Consider the following 15,124-nt stretch of genomic DNA (forward strand, 5'->3'; position numbering starts at 1 on the left):
TAACGACTTCCCCACTGTCTCCAACATAGACTCAGCGAAATTGAATTCCCCGTGAAGATGCGGGGTACCCGCGGTCAGACGGAAAGACCCCGTGAACCTTTACTACAGCTTCACAGTGGCATTAAAGAACTTATGTGTAGGATAGGTGGGAGGCTTTGAAGCAGTGTCGCCAGATGCTGTGGAGCCAACCTTGAAATACCACCCTTAATTTCTTTGATGTCTAACCGCGTCCCTGGATGGGACCGGGACCCTGTGTGGCGGGTAGTTTGACTGGGGCGGTCGCCTCCTAAAGAGTAACGGAGGCGCGCGATGGTAGGCTCAGAGCGGTCGGACATCGCTCGTTGAGTGCAATGGCATAAGCCTGCCTGACTGTGAGGGGGACACCCCGAGCAGAGACGAAAGTCGGTCATAGTGATCCGGTGGTCCCGAGTGGAAGGGCCATCGCTCAACGGATAAAAGGTACTCCGGGGATAACAGGCTGATGATGCCCAAGAGTCCATATCGACGGCATCGTTTGGCACCTCGATGTCGGCTCATCACATCCTGGGGCTGGAGCAGGTCCCAAGGGTTCGGCTGTTCGCCGATTAAAGTGGTACGTGAGCTGGGTTCAGAACGTCGCGAGACAGTTTGGTCCCTATCTGCCGTGGGTGTTGGATACTTGAGAGGATTTGTCCCTAGTACGAGAGGACCGGGATGAACACACCTCTGGTGGACCTGTTGTGGCGCCAGCCGCATTGCAGGGTAGCTATGTGTGGACTAGATAACCGCTGAAAGCATCTAAGCGGGAAACTAACCTCAAAACCAGGTATCCCTGAGAGCCGTGCAAGACCAGCACGTCGATAGGCCGGGTGTGGACGCGTGGCGACACGTGAAGCTAACCGGTACTAATTGCTCGATAGGCTTGATTGTTGAAATTCATGTGTAGTTGAAAACGTATTTGCTTCTACACAAACTCGATAAAGAACATGTTGGTTCATATTCCCTGACTGGTTTCCGCCGACCCGGTGGTTATGGCAGGGGGTCCCCACCCGATCCCATTCCGAACTCGGTCGTTAAGCCCCCTTGCGCCAATGGTACTACGTCTTAAGGCGTGGGAGAGTAGGTCGCTGCCGGGTCCGCAGAGCCCAGTTATCTGTCTTGCAGACATATCTTTCTACTTACGACGATTTTGGCCGTTTACGGCCTGCCGCCGAGCTTGCTCTGGCGGATCTGTCCGGCCCTCGTGGCCGGATTTGCATTTAAGGGGCAAGTCTCCTAAGTGTAATACATACTGACGCGGGATGGAGCAGCCCGGTAGCTCGTCAGGCTCATAACCTGAAGGTCGTAGGTTCAAATCCTACTCCCGCACCCAACAAGCCCCTGAAATCCTCGCGGATTTCGGGGGTTTTCCTGTTTCTTGCGCGGAAATGTCGTGAAGACATCATACTAGCTGCGCTTATTCGTTTTACGAAGAAGCTGCCCGCACGCTCAAAGAAGAAAATAGAAATTAATGAGGTCTCGGATCCGAGGTGGAGGGAAGCGGTCCGCCTGCAAGCTCTTCGCGAGGCTGCTCCCCAATACCAGAAATAGTAGATGCGGAGTCAGTGCTCACGCCGCTTGCCGACGCAGCAGACTTTCCGGAAGTAGCAAATGGATTCCGCTGGGCTGCTCCGACTGTATCTTTCAGTTCACAGCGGGAATTGTCTGCACTGTTACTCTTCACAAAACTCCATGCGACGCAGGCTTCATCTGCCGCACAGATCGCCTCGCACGCATCTTCTGTTTCCGTGAAGCTGTAATCATAGGTGCCGCCAAGCCTGTAAATGCCTGTTTCCTGTTCGCCGGCAGGTGCGGCAGTGGCCGTCGCCACAGGTATCGCCAGGCAGGCCAGGATCAGCATGGTAGGGAAGGGGCGCATGAAAAATACTCGCTAGACGTGTCTGCGAGACTAGAAGCGGCCACCTTAAAGAAGAGTTCCCTGCAGGGCAGACTGGAAAGATCAGCCCCCGGCCAGTGCCTCGCGCTTTTCCTCAATTTCCAGCCATTCCATTTCGATCATGTCGAGCTCTTCACGTGCCGCGCCCGTGCGGGCCGAGGCCTTGGCAAAGCTGTCCGGATCGCGCGAATAGAAATCCGGATCGCCCAGCTTCTCTTCCAGTGTCTTGATTTCCGCCTGCAGCTTGGGGATCAGATCGTTTATCTCTTTTTGGCGATGCTCGTCCTTGAAGGAAAGTTTCGTCTTGGGTTTCGGGCGTTGTGCATTGTCTGTCTTGGTTTTTTCTGCCTTTTGAGCGGTCGCCTCATCCTTGCGGAAATGCTTCAGTTGGTCTTGCGCGTCGCTCCAGCCTCCGGCGGTGACAACCCATCTTCCATCGCCCACAGGGCAGAGGCAGCTTGTCACGGTCGAGTCCAGGAAGGCCCGGTCGTGGCTGACCAGAATCAGCGTGCCATCATAATTCAGCAGCATGTCTTCCAGCAATTCCAGCGTTTGCATATCCAGATCATTGGTCGGTTCGTCCATCACCAGAAGGTTTGAGGACTGAGCAAGCCCGATGGCGAGCGCGAGCCTGTTGCGTTCCCCGCCAGACAGTGCACCCACGGGCTGGCGCAGCTGTTCCGGCTTGAACAGGAAGTCTTTAGCATAGGCGGCCACATGGCGCTGATTGCCCTGCACCATGATGGAATCGCCGCCGCCTGGTGCCAATGCCTCCCATACCGTATCGGTCGGGTTCAGCGTGTCGCGGGTTTGGTCCTGATAGGTTACTTGCAGCGTCTTTGATTGTCGTACACTGCCGGAATCCGGTTCAATCTCTCCAAGCAGCAGGCGCACAAGCGTCGTCTTGCCTGCACCGTTTGGCCCGATAATGCCGATGCGATCTCCGCGCAAAATGCGCAGTGACAGATCCTTTGCAATCACCAACGGGCCTTTGGGTGTGTCGAACGTCTTGGAAAGATCCTTGGCCTCGATCACCTTCTTGCTCATCGAGTCGCCGCTGCTGACGGAGAGATCCGCCGTATTCTTGCGATCCTGCAGGGCGCTGCGCATTTCCGCATGCTGAACACGCATCTGTTTCAGCTTGGCGAGGCGGCCCTGGTTACGCTTGCGCCGACCAGTCACGCCACGCGCCAGCCAGTGCTGTTCGTCTTTCAGCTGGGTCGTCATGCGCCGCATCTGGCGTTCTTCTTCCACCTCGATCTGCTCTGCCCATTCGTCGAACTTCACATAGCCCTCAGGGCTTTTCAGCACCTTGCCCTGGCGCAGCCACAGCGTGTTGGTGGAGACATTTTCCAGAAAGCGCCGGTCGTGGCTAACCAGAAGGACAACGCCATTGAACCCTTTCAGGCGCGCTTCCAACGCTTCGATCATGGGCACATCCAGGTGGTTGGTCGGCTCGTCCAGCAGCAGTACGTCAGGATCTTGCGCGAAGGCCTTGGCGAGCGCCGCGCGGCGTTGCTGTCCGCCAGACAGGGTTGACGGATCGGCGCTGGCCTCTACGCCAAATTCCATCAGCTCCGCTTCGGCCATATAGTCTGCTTCCAGCCCGTCGGAGGCATAGTCCAGCACCGTGTCAAAGCCGGAAAGGTCCGGCTCCTGCGCGACGATGGCATAGGTGATGCCGGGCTGGCACCAGACCTCTCCGGAATCGGCTTCCACATTTTCGGAGATGATCTTCATCAAGGTGGATTTGCCTGCGCCATTGCGGCCGACCAAGGCCACGCGTTCCCCCTTGGAGAGGGAGAAGCTGACCCCTGTGAACAGGGGTTTGCCGCCAAAGGACAGGCGAAGGTCATTTAGGGTAATCAAGGGAGGTTGTGCCATGCGCGCGATGTAGCGCGCCGAAGGATGCGGCGCTAGGGGGCGTGCTGTCTGAGGCCGCGGTCTGCTTTTTCTGTCAGCCTGTATTTGGCCGCGAATGGGTACGCCGCCGCGTTTGTGTCTGGCCTGCTACACAGGACGCAGAATGGGTGGCAGGGGCTTGCATGCAGGGGCGCAGGGATCAGCCAAAATCGCCTACTGCCTCAATGAAAAATTAAAAGCCTGCGGGCGTTCCTCTTGAAAGCAAACAGGAAACGTCATGTATCGACAGTTTGCTCGCTTGGGCTTGTGCCTCTCATCCGTCTTCTTGGCCGCGGCTTATGCAGAACCTGGAAAAGCCGTCTATGGCCCTCTGGTCGAGATAGGCGCGGCCGAGTTTGAACTGGTTTATGGGCAGTTCACAGGCGGCGCTGAAGAGGGCGGCTAGGCCATGCTCGCCGAGGCCCATTATTGGGGGCCGATTGCGCAATTCGAACTGCCGGATTTTGGCGGCGGAGAGTCTAAGATCCAGATCGGCTATCTCGCCGGCTTTGGCGAGACAGAGGCGGACGGCCATTTCCAGCTGAAACTGGAACTCGAATACTAGGCGAGCGCGGAGATTTCTTCCGCGCTCAGAAGACGCCATTCGCCCTCCGGCAGGTCGCCAAGGATGAGCGGGCCGAAGCTTGCGCGGTGCAGGGCCTCGACATGGTTTCCGGCAGCGGCAAACATCCGGCGCACCTGATGATAGCGGCCTTCCGTGATGGTCAGCCGCGCGGTGCGCTCTCCAGTGATTTGAAGCGTGGCGGGCAGCAGCGGCTTGTCTTCTCCGCGCAGCATCAACGCTCCGCTTGCGAACAGCTCTGCCTCATGGCCTTCCAGGGGGCGGGCGAGTGTTGCTTCATAGGTTTTCGGTGTACCGGGTTTGGGAGAGATCAGCTTATGCAGCAGTTTTCCATCATCCGTAAAGAGAAGAAGTCCTGTCGTATCTGCGTCCAGCCGTCCGACCGTCGAGAGCGCAGGCGTGCGTTTCAGATAGCGCGGCGGCAGCAATTCATAAACAAGATTGCCCTGATCCTGACGCGAACAGGTAAAGCCCGCCGGCTTGTTCATCAGGATCACCATTCCGGGGGCGGGGTCGACCGGCTCTCCATCAAAGCGCAAGCTCTCGCCTTCGCCTGTCACGCGGCCCCTGCGAATGGCGGCCTCAACTTCCTTGCGACTGCCATAGCCCAGGTTCGCCAGATATTTCGCAAGCTGACGATCAGATTTCATCAGCGTTTCCGCTTGGGCTTTTCGGCCCGGATAATCTTGTAGCCGCCTTCGTCTTCCAGCATTTCATGGCCCTTGAAGCACTCGCCCAGTATTTGCTCATAGGGCAGGTGGCGGTTGGCAACGAGCCAGAGCTGACCTCCGGTCTTCAGCGCGCGGGAGGCGGCGCGGATGAAATCCTGCCCCAGTGAAGCCGCGTCCGCGCGGCCAACATGGAAGGGTGGGTTCATGACGATGAAATCATACAGGCGCTCGCCTGCATCCTTCGTCGCATCAGCCCATTTGGCATCCCAGTTCTCAAAACCTGCCATTGTCTTGTCGATGCAGGCCAGGGCGCGGTGCTCTGCCTCCAGCAGCGTCATATGCTCCACATTCGGACAATTGGAGAGCACTTCGCGCGCCAGAAAGCCCTGACCTGCGCCAAAGTCTGCGCCATGACCCTTGATATATTCCGGAATGCTGTCAGCCAGAATTTCAGAGCCGGCATCGACGCGGTTCCAGCTGAACAGGCCCGGACGGCTCCACAGGCCGCTCTCCATTTCCTGCGGGGAGTCGAGCGCGATCCACTGACCCATGAGGGCGTGATTGATCTGTGTGCTGTCCTTGAGGGTCCAGAAGGCGCGGCACTTGTTCTTGGACAGGCTGTCGGTGTCTCCGGCAATCTCGCCCAGGATTTTCTCATTCGTCTTCGCGCCCAGCGTATTGGGTAGGCAGGCGAGAAGGATGCCGCCTTCCGGCGCATCGCGCAGGGCGCGGGCGAACAGGCCGCGGGCCTCATCCTTCTGGCGCGGCGGCAAGATCAGCGTCAGCGCCGTGGCCGGGAAAGTCTCGGTCTCCGGTGGCAACATCTCAAAGCCTGCTGCCTTCAGCGCATCATGATCCGGCTTGAAACTGTTCTGACAGACAAGCCGGTCCTTCGGCAGGCCGGAAAGATACGGAGAGACTTCTGCGCGCAAGAAAAGAACCGGTCCCGTCTCCGGCATCGCGACAGACCCGTCTTCCAGGGCCAGCATAAGGGTTTCATAGACAGCTGCATCAAACATGCGCGCTGTTTAGAAGTTTTAAGGGGCGCGGGGAAGAGGCTTACTGCCGGATCACGCGCACCTTGTTGCCATCCGGGCTACGCCCGCCAGAGGCCGTTTTGAAGGCTTGGGCCAGGCCCCGATAGAAGGTGATACGCTTTTCGGCGTCTTCGCTCATCTCCAACCCTTCTTCCGCGCCCAGCAGGGGCTCCGGCTTCATGCCGGCATGGGCGATGGTCATCACGTCAGACCACAGATCAGCCGGCAGGCCGCCGCCGGTCACATGGTTCATGGCGCTGTCATCATCATTGCCCACCCAGACGCCGCCGACATAGGCGCTGGTAAAGCCGATGAACCAGGCATCTCGCCAGTCCTGACTAGTGCCGGTCTTGCCGGCCACGGTCCAGCCGGGGATCTTCGCTTTGCCGCCAGTGCCAATCCGGCTGTTCACCACGCGCGTCAGCATGGCGTTCATTTCCTTGGCGTATTCATAATCATAGACGCGGTCGCGGTTATAATTCGGGCGCTCATACAGAATGTCGCCGCGCGAATTCTCGATACGGTCGATCAGCCATGGGTCCAGCCTTTCGCCGCCAGACTGGAATGTGCCAAAGGCACGTGTGATCTCCCATAGAGAGACTTCCTGGCTGCCCAGCGCGATGGAGGGGAAGGGCTTCAGCTCCGTCGTGATGCCAAATCGCTGGGCCAGCTGAATGACATTCTCTTCACTGACTTCCTGACCCAGCTCTGCTGCGATCGTGTTGATCGAGCGTGCGAGCCCTTCGCTCAGCGTCATCGGGCCCAGATAATTGCCAGTATAGTTTGACGGCGTCCACTTGCCGATAGACAGCGGCGCATCCTGGAACACATCATAAGGTGTGAACCCATTCTCCAGCGCGGTGGCATAGACAAAGGGTTTGAAGGCTGAGCCTGGCTGGCGGCGGGACTGGGTCACGCGGTTGAATTCGGAGGCCTTGTAATCCAGCCCGCCAATCAGGGTGATGACGCGGCCATCCTTGTCGATCACGAGCGCTGAGACTTGCGAAGCTTTGGAGGCCTTGCCGTCTTTCTCCATACGCTCAGCCAGTTTCGTCTGGATCTTCTGCTGCATCTGCGGATCAATGGAGACGGTGACCACCAGATCCCCCGGAATGCGCGGCAGCATGGCCTTGAGGCGCTCTGCCGCTGTATCGAGTGCATAGCCGAATTGCGGGTCATAGGCCGGCGGATCAATAATCGTGATGGGCGCTTCGCCTGCTTCAAGCGCCTGTTCACGCGTGATGAATCCAAGGTCAGCCATTTCAGACAGCACATAGCGCTGGCGGGATTTCGCGCCTTCCAGATTCTCGCGCAAATTCAGTTTTGACGGCGCCTTTGGCAGGGCGGCCAGAAGGGCCGCTTCAGATATGGTCAGATCTTCCGGCGGCTTGCCGAAATAATAGCGCGCGGCGGCATCAATGCCGTACAGGCCCGCGCCGAAATAGACCCGGTTCAGATAGAGCGACAGGATCTGGTCCTTCGTCATCTTCTTTTCCAGCGCACGGGCCAGCTTCATTTCCTGTGCCTTGCGGGAAATCGTCTGGCGGCTGTCGAGCACGAGGTTCTTGATCAGCTGCTGCGTGATAGTGGAGGCGCCGGAGACAGTTTCCCCGGCCCGCATATTGGACCAGGCTGCGCGGGCAATGGCCGCATCGTCTGCGCCATCATGCTCGTAAAAGCGCTTGTCTTCGGCGGCGATGAAGGCCTGCGGCACGTGCGGGGGCAGTCGGCTCACATCCGTCGCCCGGCCATAGCGGGGGCCGCGCACATCCAGCGTATTGCCGTTCCTGTCCACGAATTCGATCGCCGGTTCGCGTTTGGAGTTCCACAGCTCTGACACTTCAGGCAGGCTGGGCATGCCGGCATAGAGCGAGCGCCACTTCCACAGGCCCCAGCCAGCCGCCACCAACAGCACGAACAGCAATGACAGCGCCAGATATTTGCCGGGCCCGCTGCGTACGAAGGCGAAGCGTTTTGAGGGCACCTTGATGGCGCGCGCGGATTTTCGGGGGGCTGTTTTGCCTGCCATATCTGCCGATTACCTGAATGCCATGTGTAAACAAGAGAAGTGACTGAGGAATTAGGCAAGGAAAAGGCAAAATATCTTACAGAGGAGTTGGGCGCGATCAATTATTGATTGCGTGAATTCAATTTTTAAGATCATTCTTTTGTCCTGTAGGACAGGGGGCCAGAAAAATGATCATTTCAGATGAGCAGCGAATAAAACAAATCTGGGCGCGGGAATCCAAACTCATACCTGTTCTTCTCAGAAGAGGGCCGGGCAATCCTCTGTTAGCAAGGCTTCCATATGCAGATGGAAATCGACAGTGGTTGAGGGGACAAAAAAGAAGAAAGCCCAAATGGGATTATAATGACAAAACTTGGGAGCTTCCGCAGGCGTGGTTCAATGATCTAGTGGAGCAGTCTCTCCATAGATTCGGTCAGACCTATATTATTCAGCCATATCGCGAGCAGGAGAAATGCGCACCTGCTTGTATGAATGCCAAGGGGCACGAATGTCAGTGTTCATGTATGGGCGCAAATCATGGTGCCGGTGGGCCAAATTCAAGTTGGTTTGTGGTTTCCGATACTTTTGCTACGCGTTGGAACAAGGAGTACATGGCTTGCCGCTTACTCTCTAAGCGAGGTTAGGCTTTTGCATCTGCCTTACGCTGCGTGATCTTAAATTTTAAGGACAACTCCCTAGTGAAATCCTTCCGAAAATCTGGTCTACTCTGACCAATAATGACCGCAGGCCGTTAATGAGCCGCGCATGGGAGGAAAATATGGCATCATCGAGCAAGACGACAGAAGCAGAGCATTTTGACGTACTGATCGTCGGCGCAGGTATATCCGGCATCGGCGCTGCTTGGCACATGAAGCATCAATGCCCGGACAAGACTTATCTGGTTCTTGAAGTGCAGGAAGACTTTGGCGGCACTTGGCGCACGCACACCTATCCCGGCATCCGGTCCGACAGCGACCTCTACACTTTCGGTTATCGCTTCAAGCCATGGACGGGCACGCCCATCGCCACGGCCCAGGAAATCCTCACCTATATGGGCGAGGTGATTGAGGATAATGATCTGGCTCCAAACATCCGCTATCGCCACCGCATCGTGGCGGCGGACTGGTCGTCTGAAGACAAATTGTGGACTCTGACGGCGAAGCGCGAAGACACGGGCGAGACCCTGTATTTTACCGCAAACTTCCTGTGGATGTGCCAAGGCTATTACAATCACGAGAAGGGCTACACGCCCGAATGGCAGGGGATGGACGACTATAAGGGCCAGATCATCCACCCACAGACCTGGCCGGAAGATGTGGACATCAAAGGCAAAAAGGTCATCTGCATCGGCTCCGGCGCGACGGCGGCGACGGTCGTGCCAGCGATTGCCGGGGAATGCGAGCATGTCACGCTGCTGCAGCGCTCGCCGACCTATTTCATTCCAGGCCGCAACGAAAACGAACTGGCCGATGCCCTGCGCGAAGTGGGCATTGAGGAAGAGTGGATTCACGAGATCGTGCGCCGCCGCGTCTTGTTCGATCAGGCGCAGTTCACGCATCTGGCGCAGACCGTGCCGGACGCCGTGAAAGAGCAATTGCTGAACGGTGTGCGTGAATTCCTGGGCCCGGATTACCCGATGGACCCGCATTTCACGCCCCGCTATCGCCCCTGGCAGCAGCGGATTGCCTTCGTGCCGGACGGAGACCTGTTCCAGGGCATTGCCAGCGGCAAGGCGAGCGTCGTGACGGACCAGATCGACCGCTTCACCGAGAAAGGCATTCTGCTAAAATCCGGCGAAGAACTGGAGGCCGATATCATCATCACGGCGACGGGCTTTAACCTGTCCGTGCTCGGAGACATTCCGTTCTCCAAGGATGGTGCGCCGATTGATTTCAGCCAGACGGTCACCTATCGCGGCATGATGTTTACCGGCGTACCGAATATGGCCTGGGTGTTTGGCTATTTCCGCGCCAGCTGGACATTGCGGGTGGACCTGATGGGGGATTTCATCTCCCGTCTGCTGAAGCATATGGACGAGATCGGCGCGGCCGAGGTGCGCGTGGAACTGCGCGAGGAAGACAAGGATATGGAGATCAAGCCCTGGATCGATCCGGACAATTTCAATCCGGGCTATCTGATGCGTTCCATGCATTTGATGCCGAAACGCGGCACGGCCTATATCTGGCAACACACACAGGACTATTGGCGCGAGCGGGATGAATTGCCGACGATTGATCTGGAAGGCGCTGAATTCGTCTATGAACGCAAAAAGGCAAAAGTGCCGGAAGACGCCTGATCAGGGCCGTCAGCAGGCGGAATCTGGGCATTCTTGCGTCCGTCCGTGAAAGTGCTGGTCACGGCATAAAGAGCCATCTAGTTTCCCTCCTACCAGTTCCGTGTGGGAGGGATTTTCATGTTTGCATTCTGGACAACGCCTGCTGTGCGTATTGCGAGACTGGCCTGCAGTGCCGGGCTGGCGGCGATTATTGTGTCCGGCCAAGCCATGGCCGAGTCCGATGAGGCTCTGGACTGCGGCGAGGCCCTCTCGCGCCATGTGATGGTCAGCGTGGTCGAAGTGTCGGAGACGCCCAACCGGCTCTATGCGTTGCTTCCTTTATTTGATGCTGCCGCTCGCAAGTGTCCGGAGAATGACTTTGCCGTGCACTATGCCGCGGCGGCGCATGTTACACGCGCGCTTCGGATGATGGAGGAAGAGGCCAGTAATGACGCGGTGATGTCCGAGTGGTATGCAGCCTTCGATTATTCGACCGCTTACTGGAAGATGGACGAACATAACGACATCTTTGAAGCCTTGAATGGCGCAGACATTGTCGATGTCGAGGTAGAGGAGGAACAGGCGGTTGCCCTTCGCAAGGATCTCGTCAATGGCATGCTGGAATTTCAGGCGAAATACGGCATCACTCAACCCTACATAATTGGGCCTGACTGGCCGAAATCCTGTCATCGGGGCCTGACGCAGGATGTGAGAATTGCCCGCGAATGGCTGGACACGAATCCGGGCGGCGAGGGGCTTGCCCTGCAATTCGCCGAAGCGCTGGGCGCGGCGTGTCCCATGGCGCAGCCAACATGGGGACTGCATTTTGAGCTGAACAGCATTCGCATGGCGGCGGCCAGAGCGGTTGCCGAAAGCGACCCGCCTACGGCGCGTGCCATTGCGGCGAAGGTGGAGGCCTATCGCGACACGGTGCTGGCCAGCGAGAAATCGCGCCTTTACTGGTCAAAGGATCGCCAGACGGCGCTGGACGAGATTGAAGCCATGGCGGCGAACGCCGCCCCTTAAACCTCTTGCTCTCGATACGCACATTCCTTTCATCCCGGAATTTTCAAGGCAAATATCCAGGGCCCGAAATCAGGGGCAGCCAATGGCGTGCGCCAGAATGTTGCGGTGCACTTCACTGGTACCGGAATAGATCGTCGCAGCGCGCGTCGCGAAATATTTCGCCTTGGCAAACTCGCTATCCGGTGCAGCGACGAGCCCGAACTCCGTAATCTCCTGATGCAGCTCTGTGGCGAGCAGCTTTAGGGCAGACGCGGCAGGGGCATCTGTCAGATCCAGCATCCCGTGAGAGGCGCGCGCTTCCATGGCCTCGAACGTATCGACTTTCATTGTCATCGCGCCGAGTTTGGCCTCCATGGCGGGATAGTGGCCTTCCAGATCATCCAGTCCGCGGCGGACAGCTCGCAAGGCGCGGCGCAGCAGGCCGGTCGTCGTGTTGTTGCCACGCGCAATTGCCATCAGCTGTTTTGCCACTTTCCAGCCTTCGTCGATTTTGCCAATGCGGTGAGCGACCGGTGTGCGGACATCGTCGAAGAACACTTCATTGGTTTCGCTTTCGCCACTGATGAACTCAATCGGCCGTACACGGATACCGGGGCGGTGCATCTCGACCAGCAGGAAAACCAGGCCATCGCGGCCCCTGCTGCCGGGCTCGCACCGCGCCAGCAGGAACATGTGCGTCGCATAATGTGCGAAGCTGGTCCAAACCTTGCTGCCATTCAGGATGAAGTCATCGCCGTCCCGCGTTGCGCGGAAGGCTAGGGAGGAGAGGTCAGAGCCCGCTTGTGGCTCTGAGAAACCTTGGCACCATTCATGCTCTCCCCGCAGGATGGCGGGAAGATAATGAGCTTTCTGCTCTTCGGTGCCGGCAGCGATGATCAGGGGGCCGATGGTGCGCACGCCTGAATTCATCAGGATCGGCGCATCGCGCTCCGCGCAGGCATTTTCGAAGTAGAGGCGTTGCTGGAGGCTCCACCCCGCGCCGCCATATTCGATGGGCCAGGAGGGCGCATACCAGCCGCGTTCTGCCAGACGCTTGCGCCAGGCATCACACGCCCAATGGGCAGATTTCAGGCCCGTCGTCGCGCGGCCTGCCATGCGCAATTCCTCGGTCAGTTCTTCATCAAGGAATGCATCGACTTCGGCGCGGAAGGCTGCGTCTGCCCTGCCATGCGAATGATCACAGAGCAGGGGCTCTGCGAGCGGAAAACTGCCATCCATGTCACTCTCCCTTGTCCGGAGTGTCCGCAACACTTAGCCGCCTGCTGTCTTCATCTGCAATCAGGGGAAATACGTGGATGGCGTGCCGCGCTACATGCGGATGCCCAGATCCGTCACATTTTCACGGGGGCCTTTCGGCACGATGCGATACGGATTGATGTGCTTATGAGAGTAGTAATAATGCTGCTTGATGTGATCGAAATTCACCGTGGGGTTCACTTCCGGCATTTCGTACAGACGCTGCATATAATCATTCAGTGCAGGATAGGCGCGGATCTGCTTCATATTGCATTTGAAGTGCACATAATAAACAGGGTCGAAGCGGATCAGGGTCGTGAACAGGCGAATGTCCGCCTCCGTCAGCATATTGCCCACCAGATATTTGCGACCATTTGTCGACAGGCGCTGCTCCAGCCAGTCGAGTGTATCAAACAGGGGCGTGATGTTTTCGTCATAGGCGTCCTGGGTTTCAGCAAAGCCGCATTTGTAGACGCCATTATTCACGGTCGTGTAGATGCGGTCATTCACCTGGTCGATTTCATCGCGCAGCGAGTCCTGGTAATAGTCTTCTGTATTCCCCGTAATCTCGTTGAAGGCAGTATTGAAAATGCGAATGATCTCCGCGCTCTCATTGTTCACGATTGCTTCTTCCTGCTTGTCCCAAAGCACAGGCACAGTCACCTTGCCGGTATAGTATGGCCGGGCCAGCGTGTAGATTTCGTGCAGATATTTCTTGCCATAGAGCGGATCGCCCGTCGCGCCCGGGAAGTCGTCTGATAGCTCCCACCCATCATCCAGCATGTGCGGATGCACCACGCTGACTGGGATCAAATCCTGCAATTCCTTCAGCTTTCGGAAGATGAGCGTGCGGTGGGCCCACGGACAGGCATATGAAACATAGAGGTGATACCGCCCGGCCTCTGCCTTGACGGCATTCTGTCCACCCGGGCCGGGGGAGCCATCCGTGGTAATCCAGTTACGGAAGGCGGAATCCTGACGTTTGAACTTTCCATCTTCCTCGGCGAACTCGTCCTTCTGTTTCCATTCGCCATTTACCAGCAGTCCAGCCATATCCCAGTCCTTTGTTTTTTCTCATTTCCCTTATATTTTACTACGCGCGAGCGAGCTCAATGGTTTCGCTAACATAACAGTTATTCAGGCGATTGCAGGCCCAATATTAGCCTGAGGGAACGCTTGCTCCTGCTCACGGGTTTGCTTATCCATTCAAATGCAGCGAACCTTTCAAGGAGACTCCCTCATGACCCATCGCAAGACATCTGTTGCCGTCGCGGCCCTGCTTGGCCTTTCCCTTCTGGCGGCGTGTGGGTCGGGGGATGCGCCGGATACGGCGGATGCCGGGGCCGAAGCGGTTATCCTGGCCAATGGCATGACCCCCAAGGAACAGATTGATGCCCGTCAGGCCCATCTGAAGAATTACGGCAAGGCCTTTAAGACGATCAGCGACCAGCTGAAAGCCTCCGATCCGGACATGACCGCCATCCAGACAGCCGCCGCAAATCTCGTATCTGAAGCCGAAGGCATGGAAACCTGGTTCCCGAAAGGCTCCGGCCCTGACAGCGGCGTCAAAACGGATGCCCTGCCGACCATCTGGGAAAGCCCGGAAGAGTTCAACCAGCTCGTCGCAGATTTCCAGACCGAAGCCGCCCAGTTGAGCGAGGCCGCGCAGACTGGCGATGTCGAGGCAATCAAGGTAGCGTTCGGCGAAACCGGCAAAACCTGCAAGTCCTGCCACGAAACCTATCGCGCAGACGACTGATCCGGCATGATGGAAGAGACGAGGCGCGTCATCGTATGGGACGGCGCAGTGCGCCTGTTCCACTGGGCAACAGTTCTGCTTGTTGCCTCCATGTGGTGGACGGCAGAGCAGGGCATTATGGACTGGCACAAGCGGATGGGGCTCACCCTGGTGGCCCTTCTGGTGTTCCGCCTTGTCTGGGGCGTGATCGGGCCGAAGACCGCCCGCTTCGCCGCCATGGTGACGGGGCCGGCCGTACTGGTCGGCTATGTGAAAGATTTGCTGGCGGGCCGGCACCGTCCGCATTTCGGGCATAACCCCGTCGGCTCGCTCAGCGTGTTTGCCATGCTGGCGGCGCTGGCCGCGCAACTCGGCACGGGTCTCTTCACAGTCGATACGGATGGCCTCGAATCCGGTCCGCTGGCCAGCCTGATCTCCTTTGATGCGGGTCGTCAGGCGGCGGAGATTCACGAGATCAGCTTCAATGTGCTGTTCACCCTGATCTGTCTGCATGTCATTGCGATTGCCGTGTATCTTGTCTTCTTCAAGGACAATCTCGTCCGGCCCATGGTGACGGGCCGCCGGGCCGCGGCAGAGTTCAGGGAGGCAGATGTCTCGGACAACCGCCTGCCATGGGTCCGTTTCCTGATCGCTGCGGTCGTGGCCGTGGCAGCTGTCTATGGTATCCTGACGGTCGGTTGACGCGTCACACCTCCCGTCAATTTGCGTGCAG

Annotated in this window: 13 protein-coding genes, 1 tRNA gene and 2 rRNA genes (1 of these 16 only partly in view); 9 read left to right on the forward strand and 7 right to left on the reverse strand. The window is 57.7% G+C overall.

Translation table 11 applies throughout. From position 1 onward, the window contains the following. From HY2_RS14965 to HY2_RS14975, 3 genes are all read left to right on the forward strand, one after another. A 23S ribosomal RNA gene (locus HY2_RS14965) occupies positions 1–909 on the forward strand (it extends 1,865 nt beyond the left edge of the window). A gap of 91 nt (positions 910–1,000) precedes the next feature. Further along, positions 1,001–1,115, forward strand: a 5S ribosomal RNA gene (rrf, locus tag HY2_RS14970). Positions 1,116–1,274: 159 nt separating this feature from the next. Further along, positions 1,275–1,351 (forward strand) — tRNA-Met (locus HY2_RS14975). A gap of 135 nt (positions 1,352–1,486) precedes the next feature. On the opposite strand, the gene HY2_RS14980 is transcribed toward HY2_RS14975, so the two are convergent. Beyond that, positions 1,487–1,879, reverse strand: coding sequence for a PAN domain-containing protein (locus HY2_RS14980; RefSeq protein WP_158534051.1), 393 nt, complete (start codon positions 1,877–1,879; stop codon positions 1,487–1,489). A 99-nt stretch (positions 1,880–1,978) separates the two neighbouring features. After that, positions 1,979–3,808 (reverse strand): ABC-F family ATP-binding cassette domain-containing protein, encoded by a 1,830-nt coding sequence (locus HY2_RS14985; protein WP_034829035.1) that lies wholly within the window; start codon positions 3,806–3,808, stop codon positions 1,979–1,981. Positions 3,809–4,226: 418 nt separating this feature from the next. On the opposite strand from HY2_RS14985, the gene HY2_RS17385 reads away from it, so the two are divergent. Next, positions 4,227–4,382, forward strand: a complete 156-nt coding sequence (locus HY2_RS17385) for a hypothetical protein (RefSeq protein ID WP_155836567.1) — start codon at positions 4,227–4,229, stop codon at positions 4,380–4,382. On the opposite strand, the gene HY2_RS14990 is transcribed toward HY2_RS17385, so the two are convergent. From HY2_RS14990 to HY2_RS15000, 3 genes are read right to left on the reverse strand one after another with little or no spacing between them, the layout of a single operon-like run. After that, positions 4,379–5,050 (reverse strand): pseudouridine synthase, encoded by a 672-nt coding sequence (locus HY2_RS14990; protein ID WP_034829037.1) that lies wholly within the window; start codon positions 5,048–5,050, stop codon positions 4,379–4,381. The genes HY2_RS17385 and HY2_RS14990 overlap by 4 nt on opposite strands. Then, positions 5,050–6,090, reverse strand: a complete 1,041-nt coding sequence (locus HY2_RS14995; RefSeq protein WP_034829039.1) for a class I SAM-dependent methyltransferase — start codon at positions 6,088–6,090, stop codon at positions 5,050–5,052. The genes HY2_RS14990 and HY2_RS14995 overlap by 1 nt, the downstream gene beginning before the upstream one ends. A 40-nt stretch (positions 6,091–6,130) precedes the next feature. Beyond that, a complete protein-coding gene (locus tag HY2_RS15000) occupies positions 6,131–8,137 on the reverse strand; it encodes a transglycosylase domain-containing protein (RefSeq protein ID WP_051595091.1) in 2,007 nt (668 codons plus the stop codon). 167 nt (positions 8,138–8,304) lie between these two features. On the opposite strand from HY2_RS15000, the gene HY2_RS17210 reads away from it, so the two are divergent. The 3 genes from HY2_RS17210 to HY2_RS15010 all read left to right on the forward strand — a co-directional run bounded on the left by HY2_RS17210 (position 8,305) and on the right by HY2_RS15010 (position 11,417). After that, the gene (locus HY2_RS17210) at positions 8,305–8,760 is read left to right on the forward strand and encodes a hypothetical protein (RefSeq protein ID WP_081815090.1); all 456 of its coding nucleotides are present in this window, start codon (positions 8,305–8,307) and stop codon (positions 8,758–8,760) included. Positions 8,761–8,894: 134 nt separating this feature from the next. Then, the gene (locus HY2_RS15005; protein ID WP_034829124.1) at positions 8,895–10,412 is read left to right on the forward strand and encodes a flavin-containing monooxygenase; all 1,518 of its coding nucleotides are present in this window, start codon (positions 8,895–8,897) and stop codon (positions 10,410–10,412) included. 117 nt (positions 10,413–10,529) lie between these two features. Further along, positions 10,530–11,417, forward strand: a complete 888-nt coding sequence (locus HY2_RS15010; protein ID WP_034829041.1) for a hypothetical protein — start codon at positions 10,530–10,532, stop codon at positions 11,415–11,417. A 69-nt stretch (positions 11,418–11,486) separates the two neighbouring features. On the opposite strand, the gene HY2_RS15015 is transcribed toward HY2_RS15010, so the two are convergent. Together HY2_RS15015 and HY2_RS15020 are read right to left on the reverse strand one after the other, a co-directional pair. Next, positions 11,487–12,635 carry an acyl-CoA dehydrogenase family protein gene (locus HY2_RS15015; protein ID WP_064773926.1) on the reverse strand — a complete coding sequence of 383 codons (1,149 nt, stop codon included), beginning with the start codon at positions 12,633–12,635 and terminating at the stop codon, positions 11,487–11,489. 90 nt (positions 12,636–12,725) lie between these two features. Further along, a complete protein-coding gene (locus HY2_RS15020) occupies positions 12,726–13,706 on the reverse strand; it encodes a glutathione S-transferase family protein (protein WP_034829044.1) in 981 nt (326 codons plus the stop codon). Between the two features lie 187 nt (positions 13,707–13,893). Here HY2_RS15020 and HY2_RS15025 point away from each other — a divergent pair, with 187 nt between their 5' ends. Continuing rightward, complete coding sequence (locus HY2_RS15025) at positions 13,894–14,412, forward strand: c-type cytochrome (protein WP_051595093.1); 519 nt, start codon at positions 13,894–13,896, stop codon at positions 14,410–14,412. A gap of 6 nt (positions 14,413–14,418) precedes the next feature. Further along, positions 14,419–15,093: a cytochrome b/b6 domain-containing protein gene (locus tag HY2_RS15030; RefSeq protein WP_051595094.1), complete on the forward strand. Its 675-nt coding sequence runs from the start codon at positions 14,419–14,421 to the stop codon at positions 15,091–15,093. Positions 15,094–15,124 lie beyond the last annotated feature (31 nt).

Source organism: Hyphomonas pacifica (genome assembly GCF_000682675.1).
In the GTDB taxonomy this organism is placed as follows: Bacteria; Pseudomonadota; Alphaproteobacteria; order Caulobacterales; family Hyphomonadaceae; genus Hyphomonas; species Hyphomonas pacifica.

Bases quoted from the DNA above. Each gene is read 5' to 3' on its own strand.
- HY2_RS14980 (WP_158534051.1), bottom strand. From the start codon at position 1,879: ATGCTGATCCTGGCCTGCCTGGCGATACCTGTGGCGACGGCCACTGCC.
- HY2_RS17385 (WP_155836567.1), top strand. From the start codon at position 4,227: ATGCTCGCCGAGGCCCATTATTGGGGGCCGATTGCGCAATTCGAACTG.
- HY2_RS14990 (WP_034829037.1), bottom strand. From the start codon at position 5,050: ATGAAATCTGATCGTCAGCTTGCGAAATATCTGGCGAACCTGGGCTAT.
- HY2_RS14995 (WP_034829039.1), bottom strand. From the start codon at position 6,090: ATGTTTGATGCAGCTGTCTATGAAACCCTTATGCTGGCCCTGGAAGAC.
- HY2_RS15000 (WP_051595091.1), bottom strand. From the start codon at position 8,137: ATGGCAGGCAAAACAGCCCCCCGAAAATCCGCGCGCGCCATCAAGGTG.
- HY2_RS17210 (WP_081815090.1), top strand. From the start codon at position 8,305: ATGATCATTTCAGATGAGCAGCGAATAAAACAAATCTGGGCGCGGGAA.
- HY2_RS15005 (WP_034829124.1), top strand. From the start codon at position 8,895: ATGGCATCATCGAGCAAGACGACAGAAGCAGAGCATTTTGACGTACTG.
- HY2_RS15010 (WP_034829041.1), top strand. From the start codon at position 10,530: ATGTTTGCATTCTGGACAACGCCTGCTGTGCGTATTGCGAGACTGGCC.
- HY2_RS15015 (WP_064773926.1), bottom strand. From the start codon at position 12,635: ATGGATGGCAGTTTTCCGCTCGCAGAGCCCCTGCTCTGTGATCATTCG.
- HY2_RS15020 (WP_034829044.1), bottom strand. From the start codon at position 13,706: ATGGCTGGACTGCTGGTAAATGGCGAATGGAAACAGAAGGACGAGTTC.
- HY2_RS15025 (WP_051595093.1), top strand. From the start codon at position 13,894: ATGACCCATCGCAAGACATCTGTTGCCGTCGCGGCCCTGCTTGGCCTT.
- HY2_RS15030 (WP_051595094.1), top strand. From the start codon at position 14,419: ATGATGGAAGAGACGAGGCGCGTCATCGTATGGGACGGCGCAGTGCGC.